The sequence below is a fragment of the Megasphaera hominis genome (assembly GCF_014269395.1).
Taxonomy (GTDB): domain Bacteria; phylum Bacillota; class Negativicutes; order Veillonellales; family Megasphaeraceae; genus Megasphaera; species Megasphaera hominis.
Map to the genome: position 1 here is coordinate 1 of NZ_JACOGK010000008.1, position 19,758 is coordinate 19,758.

The following is a 19,758-nucleotide window of genomic DNA, read 5'->3' on the forward strand; positions in this document are numbered from 1 at the left end:
GTTCGATTAGAGATTTTCCTGGTTTCCATCGGACATAACCTCTATAAATATCACAATAAAAAACTACGCTTGCAGAAATCCGCATAAACTGTAAAAATACTGCTTTATGGGGAAAGGGGCTTTGCGCCCATTTTTCAAAGGTCATTCTCTAAAAAAGGAAAAAGAGCATGAAAAAAAGGAAGTGGACAAAATGCTTTCGCATTTTGTCACACTCCCTTTTTTATTGCTCGAAAGAAGGAGGTGAGCGCGGTGGCTTACATTTCGGCGGAAACTGCGGTCGCTGATATTGTCACGGCAGCCAAAACCATTGGTACGGTAAACAATGAAGCGGCGGCGACGTTATTTGCCCAGCATTTTGTAACGTACGTACTCAATTATTGTAACCGGAATGATTTTCCGGAGGCGTGCACGCTGACCGGAGCTGCTTTTAGTTTCGTATCTCCTTTAGCATATAAAAATTCCATCTCCGTTTTCTCATTGTGAAAATTCCATTCATACTGCACAAATGGCCTGTTTTTTTCTCTGTTTTATCTTGATTGTCCTTTGGGACGTTGCTATACTAGGGCTTAGGGATGTTTGTGAGCGGTACAATTTCATATAAAGGAGATCTTAGAAATGATTGAGTTGCAGTTAAAGCCGGCTATCTATTCGTATGATACGGTGCGGGAGTTCGTAGAAGATGTACAGATTGGTGAACATGATTTGATCGTGACAAATGAGTATATTTACGATCCCCATTTTCAAGGCCTTGATTTACCGTGCCATGTATTGTTCCAGGAAAAGTACGGTGCCGGCGAACCGTCTGATGAGATGGCAGAGGCTATATACCGGGATATGCCTAAGGATGTAACGCGCATTATCGGGATTGGCGGCGGTACGATCCTCGATTTGTGCAAGCTTTTTTGTCTGAAGCAGGTGAGTCCTGTGCTGGATCTTTTCGATGGCAACATCGAACCGGTGAAGGGGAAGGAGCTGATCCTCGTGCCGACGACGTGCGGTACGGGCAGTGAAGTGACGAACGTGTCTGTCATGGCTCTCATTAGCCGTCATACGAAGAAGGGCATTGCCGATGAAGCGCTGTATGCCGACAAGGCGGTGCTCATTCCGTCGCTGCTCCAAACGCTGCCTATGAAGGTCTTTGCTACGAGCTCTATCGATGCCCTCGTGCACGCTGTAGAATCGGCCTTGTCTCCTGATGGAACGGCCAGCTTCCGTACCTTTAGCTACGAGGCAATCGAACGGATTTTGAAAGGCTATTTGCAGATTCGCGACCATGGGCCGGAAGCACGGCTGCCTCTTATGAAGGATTTCCTCATGGCCAGCAACTGGGCCGGTATTGCTTTTAGCGTGCCGGGCTGTGCTGCCGTTCATGCCATGAGCTATCCCCTGGGCGCGTCGTATCACGTGCCGCATGGTGAATCGAACTACGCCATGTTTACGGGTGTCATGAACTGCTACATGTCTATCAAGTCCGATGGGGAAATTGCCAAGCTCAATCGCTTCATTGCCGATATCTTAGGCTGCGAACCGGCTCACGTCTACACAGAACTGGAAAAGCTCCTCAACGTCATCCTGCCCAAGAAGGCTCTCCACGAATACGGCGTCAAAGAAGAAGAATTGCCGGTTTTCGCCAAATCGGTCATGGAAAATCAGGGACGCCTTATGAAGCACAATTTCGTACCCCTCGATTATGACAAAGTACTGGGCATTTACCAAAGCTTGTACTAAACACATAAGAACTGACTATACGAAAAACCTGAAGCACGATGCTTGTTTCAGGTTTTTTTGTTGAAAGGAAGCTGACAAAGAGCTATAATAAGGCACGTCTTAGGACTACACGTTGATGAGAAAACCGGCTGTATAGATAGAACCGGCGTGCCGGTAGTTTTAATTTTTTTTGAAGGAGTGTGACGTCATTGGAAACGTGGCTGGATTTGCATATGCATTCGTCTTACAGTATGGACGGACAATATACACCGACGGAAATCGTAGCGCAGTGCGCTGCTGCGGGCGTGCAGGCTATGGCCTTGTCGGATCACGATGCCGTCGCAGGCAATGCAGAGGCCGGAAGGGCAGCTGCACGCCTGGGCCTTTCGTATTTCCCGGCAATTGAAATTTCCTGTACCCATGCGGGGAAAATGTTCCACCTCTTGGGCTATGGCATCCATTACGACGCACCGGCCTTTGTGAAACTGGAAAAGGCCATGCAGGACCAGCGGAAAAGCCATAGCGAAGCCATGATCGAAGCCGTACGGCGCATTGGCATTGCTGTCGATTCGGACAAGGTCTGGGCTCTTTCTGTCAACGGTTCCATCGGTTCCGTTCTCATTGCCCGGGCGGCCTTGGCGGATCCGCGCAACGACGAAAACGAGCTCCTGGCGCCGTACCGGCCCGGCGGAGCCCGCAGCGATACGCCGTACGTTAATTTCGGCTGGGACTTTTGTGCCCAAGGCAAGCCCTGCAACGTTCCCATGGAAGTGATCACCTTTGAAGAAGCTGTAGCGCTCATTCAGGAACACGGCGGTGCAGCCGTCCTGGCCCATCCCGGCGCCAACATGGGGCAGGACCGGGAGCGGACAGAGGCGATCATTGCTACGGGCATTGACGGCATTGAAGCGTACTGCAGCTATCATGATAGCGAAACGGCTGCCTTTTACGCCGGTATGGCTGCACAATATGGCCTCATAGCGACCTTAGGCAGTGATTACCACGGCCACCGTACAAAGCCCAACATCGACTTGGGCCGGTACAGCCATCCCCGCCCGCAGGACGTGTACGACAGGCTGTGCGCCGTCATCAGCGGCCGCGGCGGCATCTATCCAAAGAGAGAAAGAAGCGATTTAAGATGAAGAAAAAAATCGGTATCCTGTTGGGCGTCTGTGTTTGCGCCCTCGTGGCCTGCCTGCCTCAAGGAGGCCTGGCGAAGGACACAAAGACCGTCCGCGTGGCAGTGCCCGTAAAGGCCATGCAGCCTTTGCAGACGAGTACGGCTGCGCAAAAAGGGGCGCAGAGCGATCCTGCTACGCAGGCCGGTACGACGAATCCCAAGGCCAAAGGGAATAATACAAAGGCGGCGGCACCAAGCCTGCCCGTTTACGATCCGGCCAAGGATGCCGCACCTGCAGAAGGACTGCCTATTGAAGAAACGAATTTCCAGTTTAGCGAACCCTTGCTGGTACGGCCTAAGACCGATACGATCGTCATCCACCACGTCGGCGTGCCTGATGGCGATACGTCGGCTGCGGCCATTCACCGGGCGCATTTGGCCAACGGCTGGGCCGGTATTGGCTATCACTACGTCATCCGCAAGAACGGCCTCATCGAACGGGGCCGTCCCTTGGCTACAGTCGGTGCCCACGCCTATGGGGAAAATTACCATACCGTCGGTATCAATGTAACAGGGAACTTCGATAAGGAAATCCCGACGAAAGCGCAGCTGGAATCGCTGACGGAACTCGTCACGGCCCTGTGCCGGATTTACCACATCGAACCAAGTGCGACGACTATCGTCGGTCACCGCGACCTGAACGATACGGACTGCCCGGGCAAGAACCTTTACGCCCTCTTGCCGCAGCTGCGGGCCGACGTCAAAGCCCAGCTCCTCGTCGACCGGTTTAAGGATACGCACATCCTCAAGCTGCACAAACAGCCTCAAGCACCGGCCGATACGTCTGTTGCCAGAGACGTACCTGTCCAGGCTAATATGGGGAACTAAAGCGAAAGCAGATACGAAGAAAGTCCTTCTTTGTATCTGCTTTTTTCTGTCTTGTCTCATGCATATATGTTATAATGAGTTATAACCATAGGCCGGCTTTACGCGGCCCTACGAGAGGAGTGCGACACGCATGCCATATAACTTTGACGAAATTGTAAACCGCTATCACACGAATGCCCTCAATACAGACGGTTTCCGTGGCTATATTTTTCATGATTTTGAAGGCAAGAAGAAATTCCCCTTCAAGGACGACGAATTCGTCCGCATGTGGGTAGCCGACATGGAGTTTGCCATGTGCCCGGCTATTATCCAGGCCATTAAGGACCGGGCCGACCAGCGCATCCTGGGCTACAGCCAGGTTTTTGAACCGGAGTTTTATGACGCCTACAACGATTGGAACCAGAAGATGTACGGCTGGACCTACCCAAAGGAAGAAATTTGTTTCTCCTTAGGGATTATTCCCGGCTTGTACACGCTGTCGGATATGCTTTTGGGCGACAACGACTACGCCATTATCCATACGCCGGCGTACGGCTATTTCCAGCATGCCATTGACGAACGGCATAAACGGGCCATCCATACGCCCCTCATCAGCGACGGCTTGGGCAACTGGCATATCGATTTTGGTGATTTGGAAAAGGCCTGCGCCAATCCCTTTGCCAAGGTCCTCATTTGGTGCAATCCGCACAACCCGACGGGCCGCGTCTGGACAGAAGACGAATTGCGTCACGTCGCAGCCATCGTAGAAAAATACAATCTCTGGATCATTAGCGATGAAATTCACTGCGATATTTTGCGCCAGGGCGTACACCATATCCCCATGGCCAAGATCATGCCGGATTACGAAAAGCTCATCGTTTGCACGTCGGCATCGAAGTGCTTCAATATGGCCGGCCTCATGTTTGCTGAAATGATCATCCGCAATGCGGAGCTGCGTCAGAAGTACATTGCCTATACGAACTCTTACGCCATGAATATCAATCCCTTGTCCATTGCAGCGCATACGGCGGCGTACCGCTACGGCGCAGAATGGCTGGATCAGCTGAAGACCTATTTGGACGGCAATTTCCAGCTCGTCAAGGATATTCTCGACAGGGATTTGGAAAAGGTAACCTATGTGATTCCTGAAGCTACGTATCTGGCCTGGGTTAATCTCAATCCGTACCTCGCTGATGTGCCGGATATTCCTGATTTCATGGCCAATAAGGCCGGGGTCCTCCTCGAAGGCGGCGACGCCCTCTTCGTCGGCAACGCCAAGGGCTACGTACGCCTCAACCTGGCTATGCCGCGTTCCATTATCCAAAAGGGGATGGAACGGATCGTCAAGGCCATCAAAGAAAGATAAATATAGCAAAAAGAGTATGTACACCTTGTATATGCTCTTTTTGTCTTTCTTGCAGGCGTAGTATTTCTTAAAACTTTTAGGTAAATACACACATGAGAAAAAGAGACGCTGGCAAATAAATAGTCTTTTTCTTATGCATCAGGCCTGTATCCTTTTCTCTATGTGAAAAATGTATTATAATAAAACAGAGTTATGTCGAAAGACAGCAGGAAATATGATATAATAAAAATCTATGTAATAAATGTATGGGAGGTGCCTTATGGCAACAGTGCAAGAAAAGATCGAGCAGTTTAAAGCAAAGCTCGAAAAGATAGAAATGGGCGGCGGTCAAAAGAAGATTGACAAGCAGCACGAAAAAGGAAAGATGACGGCCCGGGAACGGCTCAATCTGCTCTTTGATGCAGGGAGCTTCACGGAAATCAGCCAGTTCATCAAGCATCGCTGCACCAATTTCGGTATGGAAAAGAAAGAAATCCCCGGCGACGGCGTCGTAACGGGCTATGGCAATGTCCACGGCCGTCTCGTTTTCGCCTATGCGGAAGATTTCACTGTCGAAGGCGGATCGCTTGGCGAAATGCACGCCCACAAGATCTGCCAGGTCCAGGAAATGGCCCTCAAGATGGGTGCGCCTATTATCGGCATCAACGATTCCGGCGGTGCCCGTATTCAGGAAGGTGTCGACGCCTTGTCCGGCTTTGGCCGTATTTTCATGAACAACACCATGGCTTCCGGCGTCATTCCCCAGATTTCCGTTATCATGGGGCCCTGTGCCGGCGGTGCCGTGTACAGCCCGGCCCTGACGGATTTTATTTTCATGGTCAAGAACACGAGCAACATGTTCATTACAGGCCCGAAGGTCATTAAATCCGTTACTATGGAAGAAGTGACGGCAGAAGAATTGGGCGGTGCCCAGACGCACAGCAGCGTTTCCGGTGTAGCTCATTTCGCCTGCGAAGATGAAACGGATTGCATCAATAAGATCAAAGCCCTCTTAGACTTCCTGCCGAGCAACAACATGGAAGAAGCACCGGTCGTAGAATCGTCAGATCGTCCTGACCGGACAGACGAAAGCCTCGATTCCATCGTGCCGGACAGCGATACGGCTGCATACGACATGCTCGACGTCCTGCGTGCCTGCGTCGATGACGGCAATATCTATCAGGTTCTTGAAAACTATGCCCTCAACATGATCACCTGCTTTGCCCGTTTCGACGGCCAGACCGTAGGGATCATTGCCAACCAGCCGAAATTCCTGGCTGGCTGCCTCGATATCAATGCGTCTGACAAAGCAGCCCGCTTTGTCCGCTTCTGCGATGCCTTCAATATCCCTGTCGTCACCTTTGTCGACGTACCGGGCTTCTTGCCGGGCACGAACCAGGAACACGAAGGCATTATCCGCCACGGCGCAAAGCTCCTCTATGCCTATTGCGAAGCCACCGTGCCCAAGGTTACGGTCGTCGTCCGTAAAGCCTACGGCGGTGCCTACATCGGCATGTGCTGCCGCCAGCTCGGTGCCGATATGGTATACGCTTGGCCTACAGCGGAAATCGCCGTCATGGGTCCTGATGGCGCAGCCGATATCATCTTCAAAAACGATCCGGAAAAAGAACAGAAGAAGGAAGAATACAAGCACGAATTCCTGACGCCCTACAAAGCTGCGGAACACGGCTATGTAGACTGCATTATCGAACCGAAAAATACACGGCCGCAGGTCATTAACGCCCTGGCTATGCTCTATAGCAAACGGGAAGAACGGCCGCATAAGAAGCACGGCAATATTCCGTTGTAAGGAGGGGGCAGATTATGGAAGAAACAAATCTCGTCATCATTGCCCTCGTTGCCCTGGCGCTCTTGGTCGTTTTGGTTTGGTATACCTTGTCCAACCGTCTTCAGGCCGTCAACGGACGGGTACATGAACTGCAGCAAAAAAATGAAGAATTGACGCGTCTCCTAGAAGAACTGCAGGCACAGAAAGTGGCAGCGCCTGCCGTAGCAGCTGAGGAAAAAACACCTGCCCAGGCTGAGGAAGCCCCGGCAGCTGCGGCCGCACCGGAAACGGCAAAAGCGGCAGCCGAAGCAGCGGCTACGGAGGGAGAACTTTCGCCGGAAATTGTCGCCGTCATCATGGCAGCCGTCGCTGCCTGCGGCTATGATCCCGCAGCCATTCGCAGCATCCGGCCCCAGCAGCGCCACAGCCGCAGTCACAATTGGGTTATGGCAGGCCGTTTAGCCGGCATGCGATAAAATAGATCGAAACTAGGCTCCAGGAGGAATAGATAATGAGAAAATTTAAAGTAACCGTAAACGGACAGGCGTATGAAGTAGAAGTAGAAGAAACGGGCGTAGCCAGTGCCCCGGCAGCAGCTCCTGTACAGGCTGCTCCCGTAGTCAAAGCGGCTCCGGCCCCGGCAGCACCTGCTCCGGCAGCCCCGGCAGCTAAAGCGGCTCCGGCTCCGGCAGCAGAAGCAGTAGCACCGCGCGGCCCCATTCCCGAAGGCGCAACGGTCGTCAAGGCCCCCATGCCGGGCAAGATTTCTGCCGTGAAGACGCAGAATGATGCCGACGTCAAACGGGGCGATGTACTCGTCGTTCTCGAAGCCATGAAGATGCAGAACGACATTATGGCTCCTGGCGATGGCAAGGTCTATGACCTGCGCGTTCAGGTAGGCGATAACGTAAAAACCGGCGATACCCTCGTCGTTATCCAGTAAAAACGAAGGACACAAAAAAACTGTATCCCCACGAAGCCCTAAACGACTCCGCAGGATACAGTTTTTTTATCAGATGCCTTATTTGGCCAGCTTGCTCTGGGCTTTTTCTACGAAAGGCTTCGATTCGATGATGAAGCGTTCGTGTGTGGCTTCGCCGACGAGACCGGCTTCGTCCCAAGCCTGGATGGAAAAGGCCAGCTTGCGGCGGTCCTGTTCCGTGAGAACGGCTTTGGCGCGGACGGTCATGCCTACGGGCGTAGCCGAAACGTGTTTGACGTTCATGGAAATGCCAACCGTGCCGTAGCCTTCAGGCAGCTGGGAATCACAAGCGAGGACTGCTGCGTGTTCCATGAGGCCGACTAAGGCCGGTGTCGCGTATACCGGTGCTGTGCCGCTGGCAAACTGGATAGCCGTATTGGCATCGGTGACTTTTTCTGTCGTTTCGGCAGAAGACTGTAATGTAAGTGTGAAATCCATGGTGGTACCTCCTTATGCGTGCCTCTTGGCACTATGCATTTATTGTAACACGGCGACGCAATTTTTAATACCGAAAGGAAGGGCATATGAGAAAAAAAGTACAAAGAAAAGTGAAACGAGCGGTAACGAATTTCTTTCAGCAGGAAGCCTCTAGTGGCATGACACTCCTCGTCTGTGCTGTCGTAGCCATGCTGATTGCCAATACGAGCTTGGGCCCTGTCTACGAGCGTTTGTTACACACGGAACTTGCCTTAGGACCTTTGTCTATGTCGTTACTGCATTGGATTAACGACGGCCTCATGGCGATTTTCTTCTTTGTCATCGGCCTGGAAATCAAACGGGAATTCCTCTTTGGCGAACTGAAATCGCCGTCAGCGACGATTCTGCCCATTGCCGCTGCTGCCGGCGGTATGGCTGTGCCGGCCCTCTTTTTTGCTGCCTTCAATATGGGCCTGCCGTCCATCAGCGGCTGGGGCGTGCCGATGGCGACGGATATTGCCTTTTCCTTAGGCATCCTGGCCTTTGCTGCGCCGAAGGCACCGCGGGCTGTCGTCGTCTTCCTCACGGCCTTGGCCATCGTCGATGACTTAGGCGGCATTCTGGTCATTGCTATTTTTTACTCGTCAGCGCTGCAGCTATCCCTGCTTCTGGCCAGCCTCGTCGTCATGGCCCTCTTATTTCTGGCCTGCAAGAAAGAGATTTCCTTCTTTCCCTTGTATCTCGCAGGAGGACTTATCCTTTGGTACCTTTTCCTGCGCGGCGGCATCCATCCGACCATTGCCGGCGTCATCCTGGGCCTGTCTATTCCGGCCGGCACAGAAGCAACCCATGCCAAGAGTCTCCTCAGCAAGGTGGAGCACCGGCTTACGCCCTGGTCAGCCTACGGCGTCATGCCTATCTTTGCCCTTTCTAATGCCGGCATTTCCCTCATCAGCAGCAGTATGGCCACCTTTGCTTCGCCCATCAGCCTGGGCATCCTGGCCGGCCTCTTCCTCGGCAAGCCTATTGGCATCTTCGGCATGACCTGGATCCTTATCAAAAGCCGCATTGCCTCGTTGCCGCACGGCGTCAAGCTGGGCCACTTCCTCGGCGCCGGCATGCTCGGCGGCATTGGCTTTACCATGTCTCTTTTTATCGCCGCCCTGGCCTTTCCCGACGCAGGCAGCCTCAATACGGCCAAGCTTGCCATCGTCAGCGCCTCCGTCCTCTCCGGTATTGCCGGCGCCCTCGTCCTAAAGCGCCTCTGATGGCCCCGGCAGGGCTGTACATAGGCGTAAAATCTGTACTTGACGGTGTGAGTATGGTAAAATAATATAATGTGTAATGCAAAAAAGACTTCCGTACGCCGGTGTTTTTGACGGCCCTGTGGGAGCAAGTTCATATCCTGCCGGAGCGGCCTGAATCGCTCCAGACAGGATGGATAAAAGAGAGGTAAAGGCATGTTTGAACAATTCTTTTTAGGAGCCCAGCAGGATCTCAAATTATTCATTTGTTTTCCCATTTTGTGTGCTATCTTCCGGGCTATCTTCATTGCTACGCAAAAGCCCGACGGATCCCTTGAAGGGAAGGGGAAGGCTTTATTCCAGTGCTTCCGCTTCGGCTTTTGGTGGGGCATGGACATCAACGCCTACGTGTTCGTCTTGTCCCTGGTAGTCGTGACACTGCCGGGTTTATTTTTTGCTCCCTGGGCCGCTCACGGTGATAAGATCCGCCTGGTCCTGGGCATGATCTATGCCATGGCTATATACTTGGCCTTCATTGGCAAGCAGATTTTTTACGCGCAATTCCACGATATTTTCAATAATATCGTTTTCTTAGGGGAGAAGGCAGAAAAGAACAACCTCGTCGATGTCTTCTTCAACCAGTATCACGGTGCCCGCCGCCTGGCCTGCATCGTTCCCTATGCCATCCTGGTCTATTTCGGCATCTACGGCATTTTGCACACGCCGGTGCTGGCCTATCCGCACTTTGCCGGTGCCTGGGCCTATGTGTTCAACACGGTCATCGTCCTGGCTCTCATTGCGTTCTTCTATTTCTTCCGTTACGGCGGCACGTTCATGCACGACGATAAGCCCGAATGGGATACGATTCCCGATATCGTCAAAGACGATCCCTTCCTGTCCAAGGCGACAGTGGACGATCTCATCGCCTTAAAGCTTCTCAAGCGGCAGCGCCTGGGCGTAACGATGCAGCGGAGCGACAAAGAAAATCTGGAACTGGCTAAGCCCCTCATCGAAGCAAAGGGCGGCAGCGTAGCGTCTTATGACGACGCCCTCAAAGCTTTTACGCATGTCGCCAAGGGGCCGAAGATGAAATTGCCGTCTCATATTTTCCTCATCGTCGGTGAAAGCTACTCCCAGCAGTATTTCGACCCGGCCTTTGCCGATCTGCACGTTGCCGACCGGGGCAAGGCGTTTATGGACGATCCCCATACGGCGTGGATCCGCACGGCCCTTTCGGCAGGGATCATTTCCCGTCCCTCTATCGTCAGCCTCATGCTGGGGATTTTTGATGCGGGGTTAGAACTGAACGAACGGGAACAATTCTGGCAGGGGACCTTGCCGACGTCTATGCCCGTACAGCTGCGGAAACTTGGCTACAAAACGAATTACTGGTACGGCGGCAGCATGGCCCATGGCAACTTCAATCATTTTGCGCCGGCCTGCGGCTTTGATCATGCCTATTCGGCCACGGATATTTGCGATCCTGACGCGCCGCGCTCATGGGTCGGCGTCTATGACCACATTTTCCTCGGCAAAGCAGGGGAGATGATTCAGGCCGATCAGGCTCCGTTACAGTTCCATTATCTCTATACGACGTCCAATCACGGCCCTTACAAGATGCCTATGAAGAAGCTGGGCTTTGAAGCTGAAAAAATACTGAACGTAAAGGATGACGTGCTGAAGGAAAAAATCATTCCTAAGATTCTTGGCGCTTTCTGGTATTCAGACAAGGCGATTAACGATTTTATCGACGAAATGAAACGGCTCTATCCGGATAGTCTCTTCATCGTTACCGGCGACCATGGCTGCCATTGCTCAGAATTACAGCACACGTCCTTCATGAAGCGGGAATATACCTTTCGGGAGCTCCATTCGCCGGTCCTCATGTTCCAGCATCCGAACCTCGACAAGGACTCCTTGGCAAATAACGTCATCGGTGGTCATATGAATATCCTGCCGACTATCATGGAACTCATTGCGCCTCAGGGCTTTACGTATTATTCCCTCTTTTCGTCTCTGACGGAACCGGTAACGCAGTGTGTGACGCCTTATCACTGGGCAACGAATGAATTCGTCGGCGGCTGTGATGAACAGTATTACCAGAAGCTCAGCGCTGTCAGAGGGGACGATGTCATCCGCGGGACGACACCTTTTGCTGTCGAATGTGAAGCCGAAAAGAGTTTGTCTGCCTATATTTTGCAGCATCCGGAATTATTGCAGTCCGTGCCAGACCTGCTCAACTAGTAAGCCTGTCGCGACCTTGTATGGGGAGCGGAAAAAATGAAAGAAATAGTGACCCGTAAGCGGGACTGGATTCGCCAGTTGCCCCTGTTTTTGCTGGTAGCCGGCTGTGGCGTGTCGTCAGGCATGGTCATGGCCCTTGCCGCTATTTTGTATGTAGTGCTCTGCCGTCAGTACCATGAGCCCTTTCTTGGGCCGGTCATCAGAGGCCGTCATTTCAAACAAAGTTTGCAGGTCATCGCGATTGCCTTGGTGGCGGCTTGTATTACAGTGCCCTTCAACGGCGGGAGCGTGACTTTGCTTCTTACCTATATTTCCTGCCTGGCTCCGTTTTTGCTGGCTGTGCTTATGATGCGGCCCGGCACGAAGACCTATCATGCTATTTGGTACGGTGTCATGGCAGCCCTTATTTGGCTCTGCCTGGTCGTGCTCATCCATCCAGGCTGGCAGGACCGGCGCCTGTCCGGCCCTTTTGACAGCCCGCAGACGCTGGCAGGGTTCTTGACCCTTTTGGTGCCGATCGTGTTCTTTGGTGCTGTGAAGTACCGCTATCATCTGCGTTCGCGCAGTATCCTTTCCCTGGTTCTCTGCATTCTGGCCATGATCATGCTTATCTGCACGGGCTCCCGCAATGGCTATCTTACCTTTGCCATTGGCTGTGTTATTCTGGCCGGGCTCGTCTATCACTGCCGGGACCTGGTATCCCTCAAGCTTATGGGGGCAGCCGTCGTCATTGCCTGCCTGGGCGTGGCCAGCATTTCCCCGGCCTATATGTCTCAGAGCGTGCGCCGCGAGCTTGGCCGGGCCAACCGCATCTATCTAGCAGAAACGAGTCTTGACATAGTCCGGGAGCATCCTCTCGTTGGCATCGGGATGGGGAACTGGAGTAACGTATACGAAACCACCTATGCTGCGCACAATCCCAGTAGTACCGTGCGTAGGCCTTCGCCAGGCAACGTGTATCTGCAGAGTATGGCGGAAACCGGTCTCATCGGTTTCGCCGGCTTCCTCTGTCTCATCCTTTGGCAGGGCAAGGAAATCATCTCCTGCTTACGGAACGTGTACCGGCGCAAACAACGTGCCTTTCCCTGGCTGGCCAGCCTGAGTTTGGCACTCCTTTCAGTATATATTTTTGGGTTCCTGGACGATACCTTCTTTGGCCGCCCGCTGTTACAGTTCTATTGGCTCTTGTGGGGCCTCTGTCTGGGAACGATAGCCTTTTCGGAAAAGGAGGCTGATCCGATTGAATGATTTATTAAGTGTTATTGTGCCTGTCTATCAGGATGCGGCCTCGTTGCCTCAGACCCTGCAAGCTATCTTGGGGCAGACCTATACGAATCTTGAAGTACTTCTCATCAACGATGGCTCCCAGGATCAAAGCCTGGAAGTTTGCCAAGCAGCGGCGGCTAAGGATACCCGCGTGCGCGTTCTCACTAAGGAACACGGCGGCGCCAGCGCGGCCCGTAACCTTGGCCTGCATGAAGCTAAGGGCAAATACATTGCCTTTGTCGACGCCGATGACTGCATCGACGCCCGCATGTATGAAGCCATGCTGGCCGTCATGAAGCGGCAACATGCGGATATTGTCAATTGCCGCATGGTCCGGGAAACGGCCTATATGCCTACAGCCTATACAGAAAAATCGGTCACTGTCTCAGACCAGCCCTTGACCTGTCTTACAAAGCGGGGCTGCTCTATCAACAGTATCCTCAATAAGGTCTTTACGCGTGACGTCATTGGCGATACGCATTTTGACGACACCATTTCCTTCCTGGAAGACAAGCTCTTCGTCACGATGGCCTTTTTTAACGCCCATAAGGTGGCTTTTGTAGATAATGTGTTCTATCACTATCTCCAGCATGAGGATGGCCTGTCCTGGCAGGATACGTTTGCTACGTGGGACGGCAATTTCCGCGTCAATGAACGCATCTATTGGCGCATGAAGGAAAGCGTAAAAGCCGGCACAGACCTGGAGCAGGCAGCCTACCGTAATTACATCCGTTCCGTCCTGGACCTCCTGCGCTATGCCGTAAAGCACCGGGAACGTGACCTCTACGAAGAAACGCGGTCTTCCTATGGCTGGGACCTCATGCAATTTTTGCAGGGACAAAAGCTGGGCTTTTTCAAGAAGCTGGAATACCAGACCTATACGAGTTCCTATTTCCTGGCCTCCCTGTTTCACTATCACTTCGGCAAAAAGAAGCTTCTCGTCAGCCGCAAGGGCAGAGAGTAAGAAGAATTTACAGAGTATTAGCTGTCTGGTAAGCACGGAAAGTAGTCAGTCCTATGAAAAAATGATATACTCTAATACGTAACACCAGCACCCATGCCGGCAGGCAGGAAAACCCTGCCTGCCACATCGTAATAGCAAGTAGAAAGGAACGGATCGATGCACAGCATATCTCATTTTTGGAACGTCTCCCGTGGCATTTATGGACCACGTAACTTTAAGGAAAATAAGCGGGCCGTCGTCTTCTTCGTCAGAGCCATTTCCAACCGCGCTCTTTTTGAAGAATTATATACCTTCTTTGATCAATATCCGCCTATGAAAGGCTTTTTGGAAACCCATGATCCGGATTTCCAGGAAGTCATGACGCGCGTCTTCTTGTTTAAAAACTCGACCATGCGCCAGCGCCTGGACGCAGTGGAGCATCACTTTACCATTTTGCGCCAGTTCTTTTCTGATGACGTCATCAAAGAAATCTATTGGGGCAAAGGCTATACCCTGTGGCAGTCCCAGGATGCAGCAAATCCCTTGAAGGTACGGCTTATTTTTGATACGGGCCAGCGTAAGGAAGGCTTTTTGTCCCTCTATCTCTATAGCCGTGAAGATATGCTCTATCATTTCAATTTCCGCTTTGATTACAATAAAGCCGGCGAACCGGCCCTTTATATCGGTACCCTCCAGGGTTCGAAAGAAGGCCTGGAACTGACAAAGGAAATCACGAAAAAGCTCTTTGGCTACCGGCCGAAGAATTTTATCCTCTATTTGCTGCGTATTTTTACGCAGACTTTGGGCATTAAAGACCTCTATGCCATTACCGATGCAGGCTTTTATACGAATAGCCATATCCTGCGCGGTAACCGCAGCAAGAAAACCAGCCTCGATGTATTCTGGAAAGAAGAAGGTGCCGAAGCGACGCCGTCGGAAGAATTCTACTGGCAAATGCCGATTACGGAAAAACGCCGCAAATACGACGATATCCCTTCGCGCAAGCGCAATCTCTTCCGCAAACGCTATCTCCTCATGGATGACATCATCCCTGATTACATTGCACACGTAAAAGAGCTCTTCCGTGACGATTTCCGGCCTACGCCGTCGGCCATCGACGAAGCGGCCATTACGGAAAAGCCAGCTGATTACGATCCCATTGAAGCGCCTAAAACGCAGGAGTAAGGAGCCGTTATGAACTCATTAGCCGTGATCATCTTAACGAAAAACGAAGAAGTCAATATTGTCGATGCCATCGAAGCGGCCAAAGCCTGCGCCACGGAAGTCCTCGTCGTCGATTCGGGCAGTACGGATGGTACGGTCGAATTGGCTAAGGCTCATGGCGCCCGCGTCGTTTTCCGGGCCTGGACCAATGACTTCGCCGCCCAGCGTAACTTTGCCCTGACGCAGACCGAGGCTGACTGGGTTTTCTACGTCGATGCCGATGAACGCATTACGCCGGACCTGGCGCAGGCCGTAGAGCAGGTCATCGCTGCAAACGAAGCCAAGCAATACAGCGTAACCCGTAAATCCGTCGCTTTTGGCACGAAATTCAATCACGGCGTTTTGAAGCCGGACCACGTAGCCCGCCTCTTTCCGCGCACGGCTGTGACCTGGGTCAATCCCGTACACGAACACCCGGAATGCGACCTGCCCTTAGTACAATTGCCGGGCTATTTGGAGCATTACACGTATCGCTCGTGGGCCCAGTGGGAAGGGAAGGTCATGCAGTATACGTCCATTTGGGCAGAAGAAGCCTATGAACGGGGACGGCGCATTTCCTTGAGCGGCGTCTTTCTCCATAGCTTGGGGGGCTTTTTCAAGATGTTTTTCGGCCGCTTGGGCTTCCTCGATGGCTGGATGGGCGTCTTTATGTGCTGCCATCACTTTTTTTATGAAACCATGAAATACCTGAAATTACATGAACAGCAACGGATGAAACAAAAATAAGGCAGGGGAATGCGTATCCCTGTGTACGTAATACTGGAAATGAGGAGAATTGTATGGATGAAATAGCCGTAGCCGTAGCCGCCGATGACCGCTATGCCCAGCATGGTGCCGTAGCCTGTGCGTCGATTTTGCTGCAGCACCAAAGGGGCTGCCCTGTACACGTATATTTCTTGAGCGACAATATATCAAAAGAAAAAGAAGCTGCCATTACGGCTACCGTTACCCGTCTCCAGGGAAAGATTTCCTTTATTGCTACCGGTGACATTGCCATCCAGGCCCATACGAGCGGCCATATCAACCGGGCGGCCTATTTGCGTCTCATGCTGGACCAGCTCCTGCCGGAAAACGTTACGAAAGTGATATATCTGGATACAGATTTGCTGGTGTTGGATGATATAGAAACCCTTTGGCATACGCCTCTGGAAGGCAAACCCATGGCGGCCGTACCAGACCTGGGTATTCTCTGCTCCAAACGCATGGTAAAGCAAAAGGAAGCAACCCTGGGCATTCCTGCAGGAGATTTGTACTTTAATTCCGGCGTCATGGTATTGGACCTTGCAGCCTGGCGAAGCCATCACTACGGCCAGCAGGTATTGGAAAAAGTAGCCCAAGGTGCGTTCCGCCACCACGATCAGGACGGACTGAACCTGGTTTTTAAAGACAATTGGCAGGCCTTGCCCCTGCGCTGGAATGTCATTCCGCCCATCTTTACGCTGCCCCTGAAGGTGCTCACTCATAGTAACTGGCGCCATAAGGCGATAGAAGCAGCCAAACATCCGGCCGTCTTTCATTGGGCCGGACGCTATAAGCCCTGGGAATTTGAACGGGACGGGGCTTTTAACGAGCGCTATTACGACGTCTTGAAAGAAACGGCCTTTGCCGATGTGGCGATGCCGCAACCGAGTGCCGATATGAAAGGGAAATCGATTGGACGCCAGGAATTCCGGATGAAAGTGGCGAAGATGTGGGAAAGAATATTGTCATAGGGAGTGTAACATGAAGATATGCATCAATAGGGAAAATCTGCTTAGTGTGGCCTTAAATTTATTTGTACTGTTTGTCTGTAGCACAAAGTGGAATGCCGGATTCAGCATTAGTGCAGGCTTGATCGTAGTTCTGCTTATCTGGTTTTTAAGAAAAAAAGAGAAGTTTGCATTGCCACCGTTAAGCTTTTTTGGCCCTTACATTTTTTTCTTGGCAATGGTGTCCTTGGCATCTTTTCTGACGGGAGATGCAGGATCTATGCGGACTGCCAGGAACTTTATCGCATATTCACTTCCTGTTTGGGTAACGTATTTTGGCTTTCAAAAGGCCAATCATGACTGGTCATCCTTCCAGTGGGGCCTTTTGGGTGGCAGCTGGGTTTTGGCTTATTATCCGTTGCAGGCTATCCTGGCCGGACACATATATGAACGTTTGCGTGGACCTTTTGCATCGTATAATCATATGTCCATGACGCTTGAAGTATTATTGCCTTTCTTATACTTAGCAACATTTCACCATTGGCGTAGCGGAGAAGGAAAGAAAAGGATACTCTATACCCTGCTTTTCGGGTGTACGGCTGTCTTTATGACGGGCACCCTATTGATGGCTCAATCACGTGGTGGTACGGCAGGCTTTGGCGTAGGCCTTTTAACTGTTGCCATATATGCATGGTTGACGCATAAGAAAACCTGGAAAATGCCTCTGCGGACAATTGTTTTTTGCCTGATCTTAGCCGTGTCGGGGAGTGGCTTTTACGCCTTTACCAATACGTATCAAACACGCTCGTATGATAATGAACGGGTATTGTTGCTTCACTCTGCCTACCATATGTGGCAAGATCATAAGGTATACGGCGTAGGCTTTGACCGCTGGAACAAGGAATATCAGGCCCATTACATTTTACCGGGCGCGCATGAACCAACCTTGACCTTGCCGCATAATAATGTGGCCAACTTCTTTTCCGGCACAGGAACCTTGGGCGGCGCCGGATATTTGGTATTTTTAGGCAGCAATCTGCTATTGTTGCTCTATTTGACCAAAAAATATCCGAAAAATCTGATTCCCTATGGGATGCTTTGGTACTGTATAGGGCTTCTGCTTGTTCATGGTATGGTAGATAATACGTTTTATGCAAAATATGAACTCCATTTGTATTTTACTTTTTGGGGCATTACCTTAGCTAGTTGTACGCATAATAAATTGAAACAGTCTAATGGGGGAAAGACTGATGAGTAATTTTTACCATTATGTAATCAGTGCAAAAAATGCAGAGGATAGAAGAGCGTCTATTTTGTCAAACTTTCAGACGCACGGAATAGAGCCACAGTTCTTTGAAGCAATCTTAGGGAATGCATTGTCCAAAGAGCAGTTACGAGTACTGGACGTAGATGCGGGGCTTATGAGCTTAGGGGAAATGGGGTGTGCATTATCTCATTTAGCAATCTATAAAAAGATGCTTGATAGTCAGAAACCTTACGTTTTTGTCTTTGAAGATGATGCTTATCTCACGAATGACTTCTTTCATGATCTGCCAGATTTAAAAAAATTTATGGACACACATACAGAACCAATGGTACTTCTCTTGTATAAGGCCATAGCTCACACAAAACTCGTGGTGGCAAAAGACAATAAACCATTCATTCTTCGAGCTTTAGGGGGATCATGTGCACATGGATATGTTATTAACCGAAAGGCCGCAGAAAATATTTTACGACTGCAAAACCCTCCAAAAATAGAAATTGATGCGTGGGCGCAGTATATGAAGTTAAACTTGTTAAATATTTACTGTATGGAAGAAATGTTAGTTAAACTTAATGAACTGCATGCTAAAGATTCTCTTATTGAGACAATTGATTCACGCGAAATGAAAGATTCGAAATATTTAAAAATGATGAGAAAGCAGTGGTTGCAGCAATTTTATAATCATCTTTCATTAGATGAAAAATTACTCATTCAGGGGAAGCGGTTTTGGCGACATATTCAAGAGTTTTACTATGATAAGGAGACACCTGCAAAATAAGTGAATATGGTCTTGGTGCATTTTGGGGAGTTTTGTTGAAGCAGAGATACTATCCGGTATTTTAATAACAAGGCATGAGTTCCGTGATTAATTAAAGACTGGATTCTAATGGACATTTGTATAAATAAAGTATGGACGGAGGAAAATGAAAGTGAGTGGTTTTTTCCATTATGTAATTAGTGCTCCCAATGCTCACGAACGTAGAGAAACTGTTTTAGCCAATTTTAAAGCGCATGGATTAGAGCCACAATTCTTTGAGGCTGTCATGGGGAATAAATTGCCATCAGAAAAACTTAAAAATATGAAGGTGGACACAGGCTTCATGAGTTTAGGAGAAGTTGGTTGTATACTATCTCATCTTGGAATTTATAAAAAGTTATTGAAAAGCCATGAACCTTACGTGTTTATCTTTGAAGATGATTCTTATTTGACAGATTTATTTTTTGAAGATTTGCCGGAAATTCAAAGCTTTATGGAATCCCACACGGATCCAGTTGTATTGATTTTATATAAAACTGTAGCTCATACGCATCCTGTTATTTATAAGAGCGGTCGACCTTTCATTTTACGTACACTAGGTGGAACAGCATCACACGGTTATGTCATCAATCGGAAGGCTGCAGAAAATATGTTACGAGTACAAAGTCCGCCTCGTATGGAAATTGACGCTTGGGCTCAGTACTACAAGTTAAACCTTTTAAATATTTATTGTACAGAAAATAGACTTGTACATCTTGACGAGAAAACGGCCCAGGAATCTATTATTGATAAGATTGCACCGCGAATAGAAAAAGATCGTGCGTATGTGAAAAAAAATAAAGCAGCAACGCATGAACGAATTTTATAGCCAAATGTCAGGTAAAGAGAAATTACTCATGCA

The 19,758-nt window shown here is 50.4% G+C and carries 19 protein-coding genes; 18 read left to right on the top strand and 1 reads right to left on the bottom strand.

Translation table 11 applies throughout. The annotated features are described in order from the left end of the window. Positions 1–249: 249 nt before the first annotated feature. The 8 genes from H8J70_RS03830 (at position 250) to H8J70_RS03865 (ending at position 7,771) form a co-directional block, all read left to right on the top strand. Positions 250–483 (top strand): hypothetical protein, encoded by a 234-nt coding sequence (locus H8J70_RS03830; RefSeq protein WP_186502541.1) that lies wholly within the window; start codon positions 250–252, stop codon positions 481–483. 132 nt (positions 484–615) lie between these two features. Further along, positions 616–1,728, top strand: a complete 1,113-nt coding sequence (locus H8J70_RS03835; RefSeq protein WP_186502542.1) for a 4-hydroxybutyrate dehydrogenase — start codon at positions 616–618, stop codon at positions 1,726–1,728. A 179-nt stretch (positions 1,729–1,907) separates the two neighbouring features. Beyond that, complete coding sequence (locus tag H8J70_RS03840; protein ID WP_343068683.1) at positions 1,908–2,849, top strand: PHP domain-containing protein; 942 nt, start codon at positions 1,908–1,910, stop codon at positions 2,847–2,849. Next, positions 2,846–3,715: a peptidoglycan recognition protein family protein gene (locus tag H8J70_RS03845; RefSeq protein WP_186502543.1), complete on the top strand. Its 870-nt coding sequence runs from the start codon at positions 2,846–2,848 to the stop codon at positions 3,713–3,715. The genes H8J70_RS03840 and H8J70_RS03845 overlap by 4 nt, the downstream gene beginning before the upstream one ends. A 130-nt stretch (positions 3,716–3,845) precedes the next feature. Then, entirely contained in the window at positions 3,846–5,060 is a 1,215-nt protein-coding gene (locus H8J70_RS03850) for a MalY/PatB family protein (RefSeq protein ID WP_186502544.1), read from the top strand. 259 nt (positions 5,061–5,319) lie between these two features. Continuing rightward, positions 5,320–6,849: a methylmalonyl-CoA decarboxylase subunit alpha gene (gene mmdA / locus H8J70_RS03855; RefSeq protein ID WP_186502545.1), complete on the top strand. Its 1,530-nt coding sequence runs from the start codon at positions 5,320–5,322 to the stop codon at positions 6,847–6,849. 14 nt (positions 6,850–6,863) lie between these two features. Beyond that, on the top strand, positions 6,864–7,304 hold the full coding sequence (locus tag H8J70_RS03860; protein ID WP_186502546.1) for a hypothetical protein: 441 nt from the start codon (positions 6,864–6,866) through the stop codon (positions 7,302–7,304). A 35-nt stretch (positions 7,305–7,339) separates the two neighbouring features. Then, positions 7,340–7,771 carry a biotin/lipoyl-containing protein gene (locus tag H8J70_RS03865; RefSeq protein WP_186502547.1) on the top strand — a complete coding sequence of 144 codons (432 nt, stop codon included), beginning with the start codon at positions 7,340–7,342 and terminating at the stop codon, positions 7,769–7,771. A gap of 78 nt (positions 7,772–7,849) precedes the next feature. On the opposite strand, the gene H8J70_RS03870 is transcribed toward H8J70_RS03865, so the two are convergent. Further along, on the bottom strand, positions 7,850–8,248 hold the full coding sequence (locus H8J70_RS03870; RefSeq protein WP_186502548.1) for a thioesterase family protein: 399 nt from the start codon (positions 8,246–8,248) through the stop codon (positions 7,850–7,852). Positions 8,249–8,334: 86 nt separating this feature from the next. Here H8J70_RS03870 and nhaA point away from each other — a divergent pair, with 86 nt between their 5' ends. The 10 genes from nhaA to H8J70_RS03920 all read left to right on the top strand — a co-directional run bounded on the left by nhaA (position 8,335) and on the right by H8J70_RS03920 (position 19,725). Then, on the top strand, positions 8,335–9,495 hold the full coding sequence (nhaA, locus tag H8J70_RS03875) for a Na+/H+ antiporter NhaA (protein WP_186502549.1): 1,161 nt from the start codon (positions 8,335–8,337) through the stop codon (positions 9,493–9,495). 192 nt (positions 9,496–9,687) lie between these two features. Next, positions 9,688–11,715, top strand: coding sequence for an LTA synthase family protein (locus H8J70_RS03880; RefSeq protein ID WP_186502550.1), 2,028 nt, complete (start codon positions 9,688–9,690; stop codon positions 11,713–11,715). Positions 11,716–11,751: 36 nt separating this feature from the next. Then, positions 11,752–12,963 (top strand): O-antigen ligase family protein, encoded by a 1,212-nt coding sequence (locus H8J70_RS03885; RefSeq protein ID WP_186502551.1) that lies wholly within the window; start codon positions 11,752–11,754, stop codon positions 12,961–12,963. Further along, positions 12,956–13,945, top strand: a complete 990-nt coding sequence (locus H8J70_RS03890; protein ID WP_186502552.1) for a glycosyltransferase family 2 protein — start codon at positions 12,956–12,958, stop codon at positions 13,943–13,945. Before H8J70_RS03885 ends, H8J70_RS03890 begins: the two co-directional genes overlap by 8 nt. Before the next feature lie 156 nt (positions 13,946–14,101). Further along, entirely contained in the window at positions 14,102–15,109 is a 1,008-nt protein-coding gene (locus H8J70_RS03895; RefSeq protein ID WP_186502553.1) for a VirK/YbjX family protein, read from the top strand. A 9-nt stretch (positions 15,110–15,118) separates the two neighbouring features. Continuing rightward, on the top strand, positions 15,119–15,874 hold the full coding sequence (locus tag H8J70_RS03900) for a glycosyltransferase family 2 protein (protein WP_186502554.1): 756 nt from the start codon (positions 15,119–15,121) through the stop codon (positions 15,872–15,874). A gap of 53 nt (positions 15,875–15,927) precedes the next feature. Continuing rightward, positions 15,928–16,860, top strand: a complete 933-nt coding sequence (locus tag H8J70_RS03905) for a glycosyltransferase family 8 protein (protein WP_186502555.1) — start codon at positions 15,928–15,930, stop codon at positions 16,858–16,860. Positions 16,861–16,870: 10 nt separating this feature from the next. Further along, complete coding sequence (locus H8J70_RS03910; protein WP_186502556.1) at positions 16,871–18,094, top strand: O-antigen ligase family protein; 1,224 nt, start codon at positions 16,871–16,873, stop codon at positions 18,092–18,094. Further along, positions 18,087–18,878, top strand: coding sequence for a glycosyltransferase family 25 protein (locus tag H8J70_RS03915; protein WP_186502557.1), 792 nt, complete (start codon positions 18,087–18,089; stop codon positions 18,876–18,878). The genes H8J70_RS03910 and H8J70_RS03915 overlap by 8 nt, the downstream gene beginning before the upstream one ends. Before the next feature lie 145 nt (positions 18,879–19,023). Then, positions 19,024–19,725: a glycosyltransferase family 25 protein gene (locus H8J70_RS03920; protein ID WP_222433570.1), complete on the top strand. Its 702-nt coding sequence runs from the start codon at positions 19,024–19,026 to the stop codon at positions 19,723–19,725. The last annotated feature ends 33 nt before the right edge of the window (positions 19,726–19,758 follow it).

Excerpts from the sequence above, each read along its gene's own strand:
- H8J70_RS03880 (WP_186502550.1), top strand. The coding sequence starts at position 9,688 with ATGTTTGAACAATTCTTTTTAGGAGCCCAGCAGGATCTCAAATTATTC.
- H8J70_RS03915 (WP_186502557.1), top strand. The coding sequence starts at position 18,087 with ATGAGTAATTTTTACCATTATGTAATCAGTGCAAAAAATGCAGAGGAT.
- H8J70_RS03885 (WP_186502551.1), top strand. The coding sequence starts at position 11,752 with ATGAAAGAAATAGTGACCCGTAAGCGGGACTGGATTCGCCAGTTGCCC.
- H8J70_RS03835 (WP_186502542.1), top strand. The coding sequence starts at position 616 with ATGATTGAGTTGCAGTTAAAGCCGGCTATCTATTCGTATGATACGGTG.
- H8J70_RS03900 (WP_186502554.1), top strand. The coding sequence starts at position 15,119 with ATGAACTCATTAGCCGTGATCATCTTAACGAAAAACGAAGAAGTCAAT.
- H8J70_RS03850 (WP_186502544.1), top strand. The coding sequence starts at position 3,846 with ATGCCATATAACTTTGACGAAATTGTAAACCGCTATCACACGAATGCC.
- H8J70_RS03920 (WP_222433570.1), top strand. The coding sequence starts at position 19,024 with ATGAAAGTGAGTGGTTTTTTCCATTATGTAATTAGTGCTCCCAATGCT.
- H8J70_RS03910 (WP_186502556.1), top strand. The coding sequence starts at position 16,871 with ATGAAGATATGCATCAATAGGGAAAATCTGCTTAGTGTGGCCTTAAAT.
- H8J70_RS03860 (WP_186502546.1), top strand. The coding sequence starts at position 6,864 with ATGGAAGAAACAAATCTCGTCATCATTGCCCTCGTTGCCCTGGCGCTC.
- H8J70_RS03865 (WP_186502547.1), top strand. The coding sequence starts at position 7,340 with ATGAGAAAATTTAAAGTAACCGTAAACGGACAGGCGTATGAAGTAGAA.
- mmdA (WP_186502545.1), top strand. The coding sequence starts at position 5,320 with ATGGCAACAGTGCAAGAAAAGATCGAGCAGTTTAAAGCAAAGCTCGAA.
- H8J70_RS03905 (WP_186502555.1), top strand. The coding sequence starts at position 15,928 with ATGGATGAAATAGCCGTAGCCGTAGCCGCCGATGACCGCTATGCCCAG.
- H8J70_RS03870 (WP_186502548.1), bottom strand. The coding sequence starts at position 8,248 with ATGGATTTCACACTTACATTACAGTCTTCTGCCGAAACGACAGAAAAA.
- H8J70_RS03895 (WP_186502553.1), top strand. The coding sequence starts at position 14,102 with ATGCACAGCATATCTCATTTTTGGAACGTCTCCCGTGGCATTTATGGA.
- H8J70_RS03845 (WP_186502543.1), top strand. The coding sequence starts at position 2,846 with ATGAAGAAAAAAATCGGTATCCTGTTGGGCGTCTGTGTTTGCGCCCTC.
- nhaA (WP_186502549.1), top strand. The coding sequence starts at position 8,335 with ATGAGAAAAAAAGTACAAAGAAAAGTGAAACGAGCGGTAACGAATTTC.